This window comes from Ruminococcoides bili (assembly GCF_040093295.1).
GTDB lineage: Bacteria > Bacillota > Clostridia > Oscillospirales > Acutalibacteraceae > Ruminococcoides > Ruminococcoides intestinale_A.
Genome location: NZ_JBBNJY010000042.1, coordinates 1 through 13,689, shown reverse-complemented (window position 1 = coordinate 13,689; position 13,689 = coordinate 1). Strand labels below are relative to the sequence as shown.

The 13,689-nt window shown below is 41.0% G+C and carries 13 protein-coding genes; all 13 read left to right on the top strand.

Features of this window, described 5'->3' with window-relative positions; genetic code table 11:
* Positions 1-344: 344 nt before the first annotated feature.
* The 13 genes from AAAY30_RS10055 to AAAY30_RS09995 all read left to right on the top strand — a co-directional run bounded on the left by AAAY30_RS10055 (position 345) and on the right by AAAY30_RS09995 (position 13,547).
* Entirely contained in the window at positions 345-635 is a 291-nt protein-coding gene (locus AAAY30_RS10055) for a putative quinol monooxygenase (protein WP_252558759.1), read from the top strand.
* Between the two features lie 8 nt (positions 636-643).
* Positions 644-1,807, top strand: a complete 1,164-nt coding sequence (locus tag AAAY30_RS10050; RefSeq protein WP_499215937.1) for a glycoside hydrolase family 3 protein — start codon at positions 644-646, stop codon at positions 1,805-1,807.
* A gap of 517 nt (positions 1,808-2,324) precedes the next feature.
* Positions 2,325-3,548, top strand: a complete 1,224-nt coding sequence (locus AAAY30_RS10045; protein ID WP_499215936.1) for an argininosuccinate synthase — start codon at positions 2,325-2,327, stop codon at positions 3,546-3,548.
* A 162-nt stretch (positions 3,549-3,710) separates the two neighbouring features.
* Positions 3,711-5,087 carry an argininosuccinate lyase gene (gene argH / locus AAAY30_RS10040; RefSeq protein ID WP_022234339.1) on the top strand — a complete coding sequence of 459 codons (1,377 nt, stop codon included), beginning with the start codon at positions 3,711-3,713 and terminating at the stop codon, positions 5,085-5,087.
* Between the two features lie 303 nt (positions 5,088-5,390).
* Complete coding sequence (gene argC, locus AAAY30_RS10035) at positions 5,391-6,425, top strand: N-acetyl-gamma-glutamyl-phosphate reductase (RefSeq protein WP_295026044.1); 1,035 nt, start codon at positions 5,391-5,393, stop codon at positions 6,423-6,425.
* Between the two features lie 37 nt (positions 6,426-6,462).
* Positions 6,463-7,689: a bifunctional glutamate N-acetyltransferase/amino-acid acetyltransferase ArgJ gene (gene argJ / locus AAAY30_RS10030; RefSeq protein ID WP_295026045.1), complete on the top strand. Its 1,227-nt coding sequence runs from the start codon at positions 6,463-6,465 to the stop codon at positions 7,687-7,689.
* A gap of 73 nt (positions 7,690-7,762) precedes the next feature.
* Complete coding sequence (argB, locus tag AAAY30_RS10025; RefSeq protein ID WP_294385809.1) at positions 7,763-8,614, top strand: acetylglutamate kinase; 852 nt, start codon at positions 7,763-7,765, stop codon at positions 8,612-8,614.
* 49 nt (positions 8,615-8,663) lie between these two features.
* The gene (locus tag AAAY30_RS10020) at positions 8,664-9,095 is read left to right on the top strand and encodes a GNAT family N-acetyltransferase (protein WP_022234335.1); all 432 of its coding nucleotides are present in this window, start codon (positions 8,664-8,666) and stop codon (positions 9,093-9,095) included.
* A gap of 11 nt (positions 9,096-9,106) precedes the next feature.
* Positions 9,107-10,276, top strand: a complete 1,170-nt coding sequence (locus tag AAAY30_RS10015; RefSeq protein WP_412587709.1) for an aspartate aminotransferase family protein — start codon at positions 9,107-9,109, stop codon at positions 10,274-10,276.
* Position 10,277: 1 nt separating this feature from the next.
* A complete protein-coding gene (gene argF, locus AAAY30_RS10010; RefSeq protein ID WP_022234333.1) occupies positions 10,278-11,204 on the top strand; it encodes an ornithine carbamoyltransferase in 927 nt (308 codons plus the stop codon).
* A gap of 199 nt (positions 11,205-11,403) precedes the next feature.
* The gene (locus tag AAAY30_RS10005) at positions 11,404-12,000 is read left to right on the top strand and encodes a hypothetical protein (protein WP_295026047.1); all 597 of its coding nucleotides are present in this window, start codon (positions 11,404-11,406) and stop codon (positions 11,998-12,000) included.
* Between the two features lie 6 nt (positions 12,001-12,006).
* Positions 12,007-12,711 (top strand): class D sortase, encoded by a 705-nt coding sequence (locus tag AAAY30_RS10000; protein ID WP_295053592.1) that lies wholly within the window; start codon positions 12,007-12,009, stop codon positions 12,709-12,711.
* Between the two features lie 5 nt (positions 12,712-12,716).
* On the top strand, positions 12,717-13,547 hold the full coding sequence (locus AAAY30_RS09995) for a hypothetical protein (protein WP_295026049.1): 831 nt from the start codon (positions 12,717-12,719) through the stop codon (positions 13,545-13,547).
* Positions 13,548-13,689: the final 142 nt, after the last annotated feature.

The following is a 13,689-nucleotide window of genomic DNA, read 5'->3' as shown; positions in this document are numbered from 1 at the left end:
GCGACCAAGATCTCTCTTAGTCGCTTTGCATAATTATTTCTTTATAACTTTGTCTAACTTTTTGGGGTCAGTTCATTACAACGGCTACCGCCTGTTTTTTCAAATTTTGTTTTATGCACACTGACAGCCTGCTGTCAGTGTGCATAATAATTTGTTATATCGGAAGATTTTTATAACCGCTGCGCTTACTTTCTTCTGCCTCGGCTACCTTGACGGACTTGGCATAGGAACTGTATTGCAGCCTTTACAATGGGCAAAGTCGTTGGTATAATAGGTACATATACAGACAAATTCTTTTATTTTGAAACTTACAAAACACTTAAAAAGACCGACAAGGAGATAAAATGAAAGAAATCACGCTTATCGTAAAATATTCCGTTAAAAAAGGTATGGTTAATGACTTTTTGACAGCTCTTAAAAACGAGGGCTTTCCGCAGATTGTACAAAATGAAAACGGCTGTATAAAATACGATTACTTTGTGCCGTCATTCGGAAAAAGCAATGAGGTACTGCTTATTGAAAAATGGCAGTCCGAAAAATTGCAAAAAGAACATCTTAACACACCGCATATGCAAAAGATGAAAACTTTTAAGGACAGATTTGTAGAAAATACGACTGTCGAAATTTTTAAATGAGGGATAAAATGAAAATCAAAAGAACAATTACATCACTTCTCACCGCAGCAATGTTGGCAACAGTGCTTGCAGGCTGTCAGAACACGAGCGAAGCTTCAAAAGCACAGTCGACAAATGACGAGCAAAACAGTCAGGCAACAGTGACAGAAACCACCGCTCCTCACGACCCGTATTCAGACATTGACGATATGATTTCAAAAATGACGGTTGAAGAAAAAGTCGGACAGCTGTTTTATGTAAATTGTCGTGGCAATGATATGAGCGACGCAATAAACGAATACCACATCGGCGGTGTTTTGCTGTTCGGTGTAGATTTTGACGGCAAGACAAAAGAAGAAGTGAATGCCGATATAAAAGCTATGCAGTCCAATGCCAAAATTCCGCTTATTATCGGCACAGACGAAGAGGGCGGAACGGTTGTAAGAGCGAGCGATAATCCAAAACTAAGGGACAGCGCATACCTTTCACCGAGCGATACATTTGACAACGGCGGTTGGAGCGCTATTGAAGACGACGCATACGATAAAGCGGAATTTCTGCTTTCGCTCGGCGTAAATGTAAATATGGCGCCTGTCTGCGACATCACTTCCGACCCCAATTCATTTATGTATTACAGGTCTTTTTCAAGTGACGCCGCAAGCACAAGCAGATTTGTAGATACGGTTGTAAAAGCAAGCAAAGAGAAAAAACTCGGCACTGTATTAAAGCACTTCCCCGGATACGGAGATAACGGCGACACACATTATTCCAGCGCTACAGACAACAGAACTTTCTCGGACTTGCAGAACAATGATTTTCTGCCGTTTCAGGCAGGTATAGCCGCAGGCGCAGACAGTATTCTTGTGTCGCACGTAACAGTAAATTCGATTGACAGCGATAATCCCGCCTCGCTCTCTGAGCCTGTGCATAAGGTTATAAGAGATAAGCTTAAATTTGACGGAGTTGTTATGACCGATGACCTCGATATGTTTGCCGTTGATGCCCTTGACATTTACGAGCCACTCTCGGTTGCGGCATTTAAGGCAGGCAATGACTTCCTCTGTTGCGGCGATATTGAAAACGAATATACCGCATTGCTTAATGCCGTACAAAGCGGAGAAATTACAGCAGACAGAATCGACGAGTCTGTAAAAAGAATTTTGATATGGAAAAGAAATCTTGCAATTTTATAACTCTTGCCCGACTATGTAAAAACAGTCGGGCTTTTTTACTTGCTTGTATTTAGTGATATAAATAAATCAAAAAATCTATTAACAAGTTTACTTGGCATATGTATAATAAAGTTGACAATAAAACTTGCTCTGATTTTATGCATTTCATTGGACAAAAAATTTGAAGACCTGTTTTACTTTGATTAAATATCCAATCGGCTGTTTATTTTTTGCTTTGCCGCAAGTCAAAATGAATATCTGCATTGAATATTCATTAAAATATACATTTTATGCAAAATCAAGCGTAAAAAATGAATATTCATTATTTCTGCATATATGCATTTTTATACATATATTGAAGATTTATGTTGAAATCAAGGTTGATTTTGCTGTAAAAACCTTGGGTTTTATTTTGAATTAAGTGCATTTATCACAATTTTACGGTGTATTGAATAATTATTCAAAAAACACTTGATTTTTTTGGCAGAAAGCGTATAATGTAAGAGTAATATAAATCATTTCTATGGAGGAAATTAAAATGGCTGACAATAAAATTAAAAAAGTTGTTCTCGCTTATTCAGGCGGACTTGATACTTCTATTATTATTCCTTGGTTAAAAGAAAACTATGACAACTGCGAGGTTATCGCTGTTTCGGGTGATGTAGGACAGGGCACAGAGCTTGACGGTCTTGAGGAAAAGGCTATTAAGACAGGCGCATCTAAACTTTATATTGAAGACCTTAACAAGGAGTTTGTTGACGATTACATCATTCCTACCGTTAAGGCAGGCGCTGTTTACGAGGGCAAATACCTCCTCGGCACATCTTTCGCTCGTCCTATCATTGCTAAAAGACTTGTAGAAATTGCTAAAGCCGAGGGCGCTGACGCTATTTGCCACGGTTGCACAGGTAAGGGTAACGACCAGGTTCGTTTTGAACTTGCTATCAAGGCTTATGCTCCGGATATGAAGATTATCGCTCCTTGGAGAACTTGGGAATTCAAGAGCCGTGAGGACGAAATCGAGTACGCTGAAAAGCACAACATTCCGCTCAAGATTAACCGTGAAACAAACTATTCTAAGGATAAAAACCTCTGGCACTTAAGCCACGAAGGTCTTGACCTTGAAGATCCTGCAAATGAGCCTATGTACAACAAGGAGGGCTTCCTTGAACTTGGCGTTTCTCCTGAGCAGGCTCCCGACAAGGCAGAGTATGTTACAATTTCATTTGTAAAGGGTGTTCCTACAAAGCTTAACGGCGAAGAAATCGACTCTGTTGAGCTTATCAAGGAGCTTAACAAAATCGGCGGCAGAAACGGCGTAGGTATCACAGATATCGTTGAGAACCGTCTTGTAGGTATGAAGGCTCGTGGCGTTTATGAAACTCCGGGCGGCACAATCCTCTACGCTGCACACAACAAGCTTGAGGAAATCTGCCTTGACAAGGATACACTTCACTACAAGAAGAACCTTTCAAACACATTTGCAGAACTCGTTTATGACGGCAAATGGTACACACCTCTCCGTGAGGCTCTCTCGGCATTCGTTGACAGCACACAGGAGTATGTAACAGGTGATGTTAAGTTAAAGCTTTACAAGGGCAACATCATTGACGCAGGCGTTACAAGCCCATATTCACTCTATGATGAAGAAATCGCAACCTTTGACGAGGATCAGGTTTACGATCAGAACGACAGTGCAGGTTTCATCAACCTCTTCGGTCTTCCAATCAAGGTTCGTGCTAAAAAGGGTCTTATTAAGTAATTTTTATTCAAAGACTTTTGTATGAATTAAAATAATTATTCCGGTTCGGGGACAGGGAAATTCTCTGTCCCTGACAGTTGTTTATACGGATATTTTTAAACAGCAATATCAATTATAAATAATACACAAATTAACAATCATTCATTAACCCGAGGTGATTATATGCAGCTTTGGAAAGGCAGATTTAAAAAGGAACTTTCAAAAACCACTAACGATTTTAACAGCTCAATCTCATTTGACAGCCGTATGTATAAAGAGGATATCGAGGGCAGTATTGCCCACGCAACAATGCTCGGCAGATGCGGCATTATCAAACAGGAAGAGGCTGACGACATAGTTCAGGGTCTTAAGGGAATCCTTGCAGACATAGAAAACGGCACTCTCCATATTGATATGGAAGCAGAGGATATTCACACCTTTATTGAGGGCGAGCTTACAAAGAGAATCGGCGACAACGGCAAGCGACTTCACACATCAAGAAGCCGTAACGACCAGGTAGCCGTTGACATTAAACTTTACCTTAAAAAGGAAGTTGTAAATGTTAAAAAGCTCGTTGTTGACCTTATCAAGGTTATTGCCGACAAGGCGGAAAAGTACAGCGAAACCGTTATGCCCGGCTACACTCATTTACAGAGAGCACAGCCGATTACTTTCGGTCACCACCTTTTAGCTTACGGCGAAATGCTTTTAAGAGATGTGTCAAGACTTGAGGACTGCCTTAAGAGAATGGACGAAATGCCGCTCGGCTCTTGTGCTTTAGCAGGCACAACATACCCTATCGACAGAACAATTACAGCCGAGCTGCTCGGTTTTGAAAGAATTACAAACAACTCGCTTGACGGTGTATCCGACAGAGATTACTGCATTGAGTTTGCGTCTGTTCTTTCTATTATTATGGTGCACCTCTCAAGATTTTCAGAAGAAATCATTATGTGGTGCAGTTGGGAATTTAAATTCATTGAGCTTGACGACGCTTTTTCAACAGGTTCTTCAATTATGCCGCAGAAAAAGAATCCTGACATCGCAGAACTCGTCCGTGGCAAGAGCGGCAGAGTTTTCGGCGACAATATGACTTTACTTACAATTATGAAAGGCATTGCCCTTGCATACAATAAAGATATGCAGGAGGACAAAGAGGCAATTTTTGATGCTGTTGATACAGTTAAAATGTGCCTTACAGCCTTTACTCCAATGCTCGACACAATGAAAGTTATTCCGCAGAATATGCGTAAAGCGGCAGCAGGCGGATTTATTAACGCAACCGACTGCGCAGACTGGCTCACAAAGAACGGAGTACCGTTCAGAGATGCATACAAGGCAACAGGCGAACTCGTTGCAAGATGCATTGAGCTTGGTACAGACCTTGAAAACCTCCCGATTGAGGAGTACAAAAAGGTTTGTGATGTATTTAACGATGATGTTTACAGAGCAATTTCACTTGAAACTTGTACAAACGAAAGAAAAGCATTCGGCGGCCCTGCCTCTGAAAATGTAAAGGCACAGGCAAAGCGTGTGGCTGAAATTGCTAAGAATTTATAATTGATTTTATAAATGCAGTTGTTAAAAACAATTTTTGTCTTAAATTAAACCTCCTGCCAATTCCGCTTTTCTTTTGCGTGAAAAGAAAAGCTCCAAAAGAAAGCACGCTCAAGAGAAAAGGGATTTCGAGTCCCTTTTCCCTTAAGAATCCTTTTTCCTTAGACGACCAAAGGTCAGTGACCTTTGGAAACTTCAAACTTTTATTTGTTTGTTTTAGTTAATGTTTGGCGGATTGATTTAGATATAGACTATTAGTATCAGTATAAGAATTGTTAGATATATATTCATAAAGGATTGATTAAAATGATAAAAGCAGGTATTGTAGGCGCAACAGGCTATGCCGGTGCCGAGCTTGTAAGACTTCTGACAAGTCACCCCGAGGCTGAAATTTCAGCTATCAGCTCGGTTTCTTTTGAAGGTCAGAAGTTAAGCGATGTTTATCCGTCATATACATTTTTAAACGATATGGTCTGTGAAGACCAAGACGCTGTTGTTGAGAAGAGCGATGTTATCTTCGCCGCACTTCCCCACGGTCTTTCACAGGAACTTGCCGAAAAGTGCATAAGCGTAGGCAAGGCTTTCATTGACCTCGGCGCAGACTTCCGTCTTGAGAGCGAAGAAGAATATACAGAGTGGTACGGCGGCACTTTCCTTGACAAAAAGCTCCACGAGCAGGCTGTTTACGGACTTCCTGAATTTTTCAGAGATAAAATTAAAGGTAAAAAATTAATTGCAAACCCGGGCTGCTACACTACCTGTTCCCCACTTGCCATTGCTCCGGCAATCGCAAACGGACTTGTAAGCACAAAGGGTATCATCTGTGACTGCAAAAGCGGCGTAACAGGTGCAGGCAGAAAACCTACACAAGGCAATCACTTCCCTGAACTTAACGAGGGATTCCACGCTTATAAGGTAGCCTGCCACCGCCACACACCCGAAATTGAGCAGACACTTTCAAAACTTTCGGGCGAAGATGTAACAATCACATTTGTGCCGCACCTTTTACCTGTAAACAGAGGTATTCTTGCCACTGTTTATGCGGATATTAACGAGGGCGTTACTTTTGAGCAAATCAGAAAAGCGTATGAGGATTTCTACAAAGACGAGTTTTTTGTAAGACTTCTTGACGACGGCAAATGCGCCGACATTCACAATGTGCGCTATTCAAACTTCTGTGATGTTTCCATTCATCACGATAAAAGAGCAAATAAGCTTGTGGCTTGCGCAGCTATTGACAATATGGTTAAAGGTGCAGCAGGTCAGGCTATTCAGAATATGAACATTATTTTCGGACTTGACGAAAAGACAGGCCTTATAATCGTTCCGCCTGCTTTTTAATTAATAATTAAGCAAAACATAAAACGGAGGCTTTATTATGGGAAACTACAGATTTATCGAAGGCACAGTTACTTCTCCTATGGGCTTTACAGCAGCCGGTATTTGTGCGTCAATCAAGCCGTCAAATAAAACAAAGCGTGACCTTGCGTTGATTTATTGCGACACTCCCTGTACTGCGGCGGCTGTTTATACTAAAAACCTTGTTAAAAGTTCGGCTATCGAGGTAACCAAAAAGCACCTCGAAGACGGCATTGCACAGGCTGTTATCGTAAATTCAGGCAATGCAAACACCTGCAACGCAAACGGATATGACATTGCAAATCATATGTGCCTTATCGCAGGCGAAACTCTCGGTGTAAAAGCGGAAGATGTTATCGTTGCATCAACAGGCGTTATCGGTCAGCCTCTGCCTATTCAGCCTATTTTAAAGGCTTGCGTATATATGAAAGGTCACCTTACAAAAGAGGGCGGCACAGACGCAGCCGAGGCTATTATGACTACAGATACGGTAAAAAAAGAAATGGCTATGCAGATGGAGCTTGACGGCAAGACCGTTACAATCGGCGGCATTGCAAAGGGCAGCGGTATGATTCACATTAATATGGGTACTATGCTCTCTTTTGTTACAACAGATGCGGCTGTTTCTTCGGATATGCTGCGTGAGGCTCTGCGTGAGGCTGTTGAGGACAGTTACAATATGGTAAGCGTTGACGGCGATACATCTACAAACGATACCCTTGCTATTATGGCATCGGGCAAAGCCGGCAACAGAATGATTACCAACAAAAACGAAGATTACTATACATTCTTAAGCGGACTTACCGCAGCTTTCAGAGCACTTGCAAAGAAACTTGCGGGTGACGGCGAAGGCGCAACAAAACTTCTTGTTTGCAAGGTTGAGGGTGCTAAGAGCAAGCCCAACGCTGTTAAAATTGCAAAGAGCATTATCGGTTCAAGCCTTGTAAAGGCGGCAATGTTCGGCTCAGATGCAAACTGGGGCAGAGTATTGTGTGCAATCGGTTACAGCGGCGCTGATGTTGATGTTAAAAAGGTAGATGTTTCTTTTGAATCCGCCAAAGGCAATATTCTTGTATGCAAGGACGGCGCAGGAGTTGAGTTTTCGGAAGAAAAAGCAAAGGAAATTCTGCTTGAAAAGGAAATCAACATTCTTGTATCATTAAATGACGGTTTTGGCTATGCCGAGGCTTACGGTTGTGACCTTACCTATGATTATGTAAAAATCAACGGCGACTACAGAACCTAATTGGCAAAGTAATTTGCCAAACCATAATTTATCTGAAAAACGGGCATTAAATTTATATCAGGGGAAATGAAAAATGGATATTAATAAAAGAGCAAAAGTCTTAATACAAGCTATGCCGTATATTCGTAAATTCAGCGGTGAAACAATTGTTGTAAAATACGGCGGCAACGCAATGATAAACGATAAACTCAAAAGCGCCGTTATGAGCGATATTGCACTTATGCGCCTTGTAGGCGTTAATGTTGTGCTTGTTCACGGCGGCGGCCCTGAAATAAATGCAATGCTTAAGGCAGTCGGCAAAGAGAGCAAGTTTGAAAACGGTATGCGTGTTACCGACGATGAAACTATTGACATTGTGCAGATGGTACTTGCAGGCAAGGTAAACAAAAACCTTGTTCAGCTTATGGAAAAACACGGTGGAAAGGCAATCGGTCTTTGCGGTCTTGACGGCAATATGCTTATGGCGGAAAAACTTGTCACAAGTGCAGACCTCGGCTATGTGGGCGAGATTAAAGAAGTAAATCCGGAACCTTTGCAGAATGTTATCAACAACGGTTATATTCCGATTGTGGCTACCGTTGCAAGCGGTTATGACGGAAATGTTTATAATGTAAATGCGGATATTGCCGCAGCTCACATTGCGGCAAAAATCGGTGCCAAAAAGCTCATTCTTATGACAGACATCAGAGGTCTTTTAAGAGATGTAAATGACGAAGACTCGCTCATATCTGTTGTAAATGTCAGCGAAGTTCCTATGCTCAAGCGTGAGGGCATCATAAAGGGCGGTATGATTCCGAAAATTGACTGCTGTGTTGAGGCTGTAAGAAGCGGCGTAAGCAGAGCACACATTATTGACGGCAGAATTGAACACTCTATCCTCATTGAAATGTTCAGCGATGAGGGTATCGGCACAATGTTCTATTAATAGATTTGCAAATATTTTGCCTACGGGCAGTTGATAAGGAAAAACAGATATGACAATCAGAGAAATGACAATCGATGACTACGAGGAAGTATTTGCCCTCTGGCAGATTACCTCAAAAAGAGCCTTGTCCAAGGCTGACGAAAAAGCAAAAATAGAATCTTATCTGACAAGAAGCGAGGGTATGAGCAAGGTTGCCGTAATTGACGGTAAAATTGTAGGTACTGTACTTGCAAGTCATGACGGCAGACGAGGATTTATTCACCATATGGCGGTTCTGCCCGATTACCGAAGAAACCGAATCGGTCACGAACTTGCAAAAAGCGCTATCAAAGCGATTAAAGACCAAGGGATTGATAAAACTCATATCTTCTGCTATCAAAACAACACCACGGGTCAGAGCTTCTGGCAAGATTTCGGATTTAAAAAGCGTGAGGATATATTTGTTTTTTCCTTTAATAACGAAGATGTAGATAACACTTAAGGGGTGGTATGATGAATACAAAGGAAAAAGATTCGCAGTACATAATGCACACCTACGGCAGATACAATGTAGCTTTAAAAAGCGGCAAGGGTGCAACTGCTTATGACGAGGACGGTAAAAAATATGTTGATGTCGCATCGGGTATCGGTGTAAACAGCCTCGGCTGGTGCGAGGACGGCTGGGTAAAAGCCGTAAGCGAACAAGCAAACACAATTCAGCATATGTCAAACTACTTTTATTGCCCGCAGGCAAGTAATCTTGCCGAAAAACTCTGTACACTTACAGGCTTTTCAAAGGTATGCTTCGGAAACAGCGGTGCGGAGGCTAATGAATGTGCCATTAAAGTTGCGAGAAAATACAGCTTTGATAAGTACGGTGCTGACCGCAATGAGATTATTACACTCAACAATTCTTTCCACGGCAGAACAGTAACCACACTTTCGGCTACAGGACAAGATGTGTTCCACAACTACTTTTTCCCGTTTACACAGGGATTCGCATATGTAGACGCCAACGATATGAACGCTCTTGAAAATGCCGTAACAGACAAAACCTGCGCAGTTATGCTTGAGCTTATTCAGGGCGAGGGCGGTGTAAATATCCTTGATAAAGACTATGTTCAGAGCCTTGTTAAGTTCTGTAACGAAAAGGATATTCTTGTTATTGTTGACGAGGTACAGACAGGTGCAGGCAGAACAGGCAAGCTGTTCGCTTTCCAGAATTTTGAAGTAAAACCTGACATTTTCACAGTTGCAAAGGGCATTGGCGGCGGACTTCCGATCGGCTTATGCGTTTGCGGCGAAAAACTAAAAGATGTAATGTCACCTTCGACTCACGGCACAACATTCGGTGCAAACCCTGTTGTTTGCGCAGGTGCAAACTATGTGCTTGATAAAATTTCAAAGCCGGAGTTTCTCTCCGAGGTTGAGTCAAAGGGTAAATATATAGAAGAAAAAGTCCTCAAAATGGACGGCGTAAAGGCTGTTCGCAGAATGGGACTTATGATTGGCATTGAGCTTAAAGACAGCGACGCACACGACATTGCGGCAAAATGCGTTGAAAACGGACTTATTATCATTACCGCAAAGTCACTTTTAAGAATGTTGCCGCCGCTTAACATTACAAAAAAAGAAATCGACCTTGCGCTTGATATTCTTGAAAAAACATTAAAGGAGAATTAAAATGAAGCATTTACTTAAACTTGAAGATTGGTCAACAGATGAAATCATCAATACACTTAACCTTGCTGACCAGCTTAAATATGAGCAGAAACACGGCATTGAGCACAAAATTCTTGCCGGCAAAACACTTGGTATGATTTTTGAGAAGTCAAGCACAAGAACAAGAGTATCTTTTGAAGTAGGTATGACACAGCTCGGCGGTTATCCGCTCTTCCTTTCATCCAATGATTTACAGATCGGCAGAGGCGAGCCTGTACAGGATACCGCAAGAGTTCTTTCCCGTTTTCTTGACGGTATTATGATAAGAACATTTAAGCAGGAAGAAGTTGAGGCTCTTGCAGAGCACGGTTCTATTCCGATTATCAACGGTCTTACAGACTACTGCCACCCATGTCAGGTGCTCGCAGACCTTATGACAATTCGTGAGTTTAAGGGTAAACTTGAGGGACTTAAAATGTGCTTTATCGGTGACGGCAACAATATGATGAACTCTCTCATTGTCGGCGCACTCAGCACAGGTATGTCTTTCTCTGCAGCTTGCCCAAAGGGATATATGCCGCCTGAACACATTATTGAATTCGGTAAAAAGTACGGCAACGGCAAATTTGAAATTGTTGAAGACCCGATGGAGGCAGCGAAGAATGCCGATGTGGTTTACACAGATGTTTGGGCATCTATGGGACAGGAAGAAGAAAAGAAAATCCGTGAACAGGCATTTGCCGGCTATCAGGTAAACAAAGAGCTTATGTCTGTTACAAATCCGGAGTGTATGGTTCTTCACTGCTTACCTGCTCACCGTGGCGAAGAAATCACTGCCGATGTATTTGAAGAGCATGCCAATGAAATCTTTGAAGAGGCAGAAAACAGACTTCATGCGCAAAAAGCTGTTCTTGTTGAATGTATGTCAGACAAGAAAATTCGTGAATAATACCAAAAGCAAGCAAGATAAACAACTTTGTTTACTACAAAAAATAAAAAAGCTAAGATTCGACAGTAATTTAATGTAAAGTATTTACAAAAAAGAATTATTGTGGTAAAATATAGTTCAAAGTAGATAATTGGGCAAATTTTATATATATAATTTTGTTCAACGATTTGCTAAATACTTTAGAGAGGCGGTATAAATAATGAAAAAGTTATCTGCAATCCTTGCATCAGCAACAGTTATTGCTATGGCTAGCGTGCCGGCTTTTGCCGCTGGTATCAACAGCGCAGAACAGGCTGTACTTGACAAGCTTTCAGAAGTAAACACAAGCTACAACGGTGGTTTTATTACTAATGCTGATGAGATGCTCAACCAGGCTGAAAACTACTTCAACACTATTGACATGACAGACGCAGAATCTAAGGAGATTATTGCGGACATCAATGATGCTGTAGATTACCTTAAGTCACAGAGTGCTTCAACTGTTAAGGATCTTAACAAAGCTCAGAAGCAGGAGCTCTTCACTTATGGTCAGAAGGCTGCCAATGTTGTAGGCGTTACAGTTTCTTACGACAAGGCAACTAAGACTGTTTCTGCTACTGACAAGAACGGCAACGCAATTGTTAGCACAAAGGTTACAACTGACAGTAAGGGTAACACAACAACTACAAGCAATGCTATTGCTACAACAGGCGCTAATGTAAACACATTCGCTGTTGCTACAGTTGCAGGCGCAGCAGTTGCTCTTGCAGCAGGTGCTACAGTTGTTCTTTCTGTTAAAAAAAGAGAAAGAGCTTGATTGTAAATGTCTGATACGAAAAATACCAGACACAGGCATAAAAAAATTGGTGGGAAGGGTTTTTTAATTCTTCCCTCTATATTTTTTGTGGTAATTTATCTTTTAGGCTACCTTGTACTTATGCCGTCATCTTCTTTAATTTCGGCAGCAGGTCTTATGTTTTCGGACTCTGCAAGAGATTATTCCACAGAATATAACAATATATTTGTGCCGGTGTCAGAAAACGAAAATGAAACCGATTCAAATAAAAAACTGTCTATAAGTGAAATCCAATACCCAAAGACAGGCGAGCAATTCGGCGAACTTATCATAGAGGATTGCTCTATTGACAATAACCTTTTCTTCGGTGACGGAAATGTTGCACTGCGAAACGGTGTAGGCATATATAACGGCAGTTTTATACCGGGTTACGGAAAAACAATTCTTGTAGCCGGTCATAATAATACATACTTTAACGGACTGAAAAACGCAGAAGCAGGACAGAAAGTCACAATCAAAACAAGCTACGGCAACTATACATACGAGATTACCGAAACCGCAGTAAAAAAGGCTACCGATGCATCGGCATATGACCTTTCTGCCGACTACGAAAATCTTATTATGTACACTTGCTATCCGTTTGACGAGCTTGGTCTTACCGATAAAAGATTTTTTGTGTATGCAAAATATGTGTCCGGTCCTCAGATTGATAAAACATCAGGGGAGGACTAAGCGTTATGTCAACTGTTAAAAGAATAGTAAATATTTTGCTTTCGTTTATACTTGCCGTACTGCTTACAGTGCTTACCTTGGCAGGTACTTTGCAGTTTACACTGCTTAACGAAAACTTTATTCTCGACAATATGAACACTTGTAATTACATCACCGAAAAGAAAGATGAAATTACAAGCAGTCTTACCGACCTTGGTTATGCAAGCGGTCTTGAAGAAGATTTCTTTAGCGATTTACTAAACGAAGTTATGTTGCATGATGATGTTGAAAAATACCTCAGCGACTACTATTCGGGTGAGGGCAGTGTAATTGATAAAACCGCATTTAAGCAGACTTTTAACACTGCACTTGACAAGTATATTGAGAAAAAAGGTATTGACCCTAACAGCGTGTCAAGCGATAACAGGGAGTATCTTATTAAAGAGGCCGCAAAAATTTACAAGCAGTCGCTTGAATTGCCTTTCTTTGGCAAACTTGCAGGCAGATTTCAGAATTTAAAGACAATCGTTCCGTATGTAATGGCAGTTTGTCTTATTCTTTCAATATTAATTATTGTAATCTTTATACTCTCCACAAAGTGGAAACACAGAGCCGCAAGATATATCTGTTATGCAACTTCGGCAACATTTTTGTCAACCGCAGTTCTGCCGTTGATTATCTTGCTGTCAAAGAAGGTAGAAACCTTTAACATTGCCTCAAGGGCTACATATATGCTGTTTGTATCTTGTGCAAACAATATGCTTGTATGTATTCTTTCTTGCTCGGCATTTTTCCTTATAGTGTCGGCCGCAATGTTCTTGCTTTATAAAAAGCTTTATAAAAAAGCTCTAAAATAACACTTAAGGTTTTTATAGGTTGCCCGATTGTAACAATAGTTACGGTCGGTCAGCCTTTTTGTTTTTGGTTATAAACGATTGATAAATATGGTTTAACATAGCATTTTGTAAAAAATATAAAAGTTTGGTCAACCTTTTCAGA

Excerpts from the sequence above, each read along its gene's own strand:
- argC (WP_295026044.1), top strand. The coding sequence starts at position 5,391 with ATGATAAAAGCAGGTATTGTAGGCGCAACAGGCTATGCCGGTGCCGAG.
- AAAY30_RS10045 (WP_499215936.1), top strand. The coding sequence starts at position 2,325 with ATGGCTGACAATAAAATTAAAAAAGTTGTTCTCGCTTATTCAGGCGGA.
- AAAY30_RS10055 (WP_252558759.1), top strand. The coding sequence starts at position 345 with ATGAAAGAAATCACGCTTATCGTAAAATATTCCGTTAAAAAAGGTATG.
- AAAY30_RS10050 (WP_499215937.1), top strand. The coding sequence starts at position 644 with ATGAAAATCAAAAGAACAATTACATCACTTCTCACCGCAGCAATGTTG.
- AAAY30_RS10020 (WP_022234335.1), top strand. The coding sequence starts at position 8,664 with ATGACAATCAGAGAAATGACAATCGATGACTACGAGGAAGTATTTGCC.
- argH (WP_022234339.1), top strand. The coding sequence starts at position 3,711 with ATGCAGCTTTGGAAAGGCAGATTTAAAAAGGAACTTTCAAAAACCACT.
- argJ (WP_295026045.1), top strand. The coding sequence starts at position 6,463 with ATGGGAAACTACAGATTTATCGAAGGCACAGTTACTTCTCCTATGGGC.
- AAAY30_RS09995 (WP_295026049.1), top strand. The coding sequence starts at position 12,717 with ATGTCAACTGTTAAAAGAATAGTAAATATTTTGCTTTCGTTTATACTT.
- argF (WP_022234333.1), top strand. The coding sequence starts at position 10,278 with ATGAAGCATTTACTTAAACTTGAAGATTGGTCAACAGATGAAATCATC.
- AAAY30_RS10005 (WP_295026047.1), top strand. The coding sequence starts at position 11,404 with ATGAAAAAGTTATCTGCAATCCTTGCATCAGCAACAGTTATTGCTATG.
- AAAY30_RS10000 (WP_295053592.1), top strand. The coding sequence starts at position 12,007 with ATGTCTGATACGAAAAATACCAGACACAGGCATAAAAAAATTGGTGGG.
- argB (WP_294385809.1), top strand. The coding sequence starts at position 7,763 with ATGGATATTAATAAAAGAGCAAAAGTCTTAATACAAGCTATGCCGTAT.
- AAAY30_RS10015 (WP_412587709.1), top strand. The coding sequence starts at position 9,107 with ATGAATACAAAGGAAAAAGATTCGCAGTACATAATGCACACCTACGGC.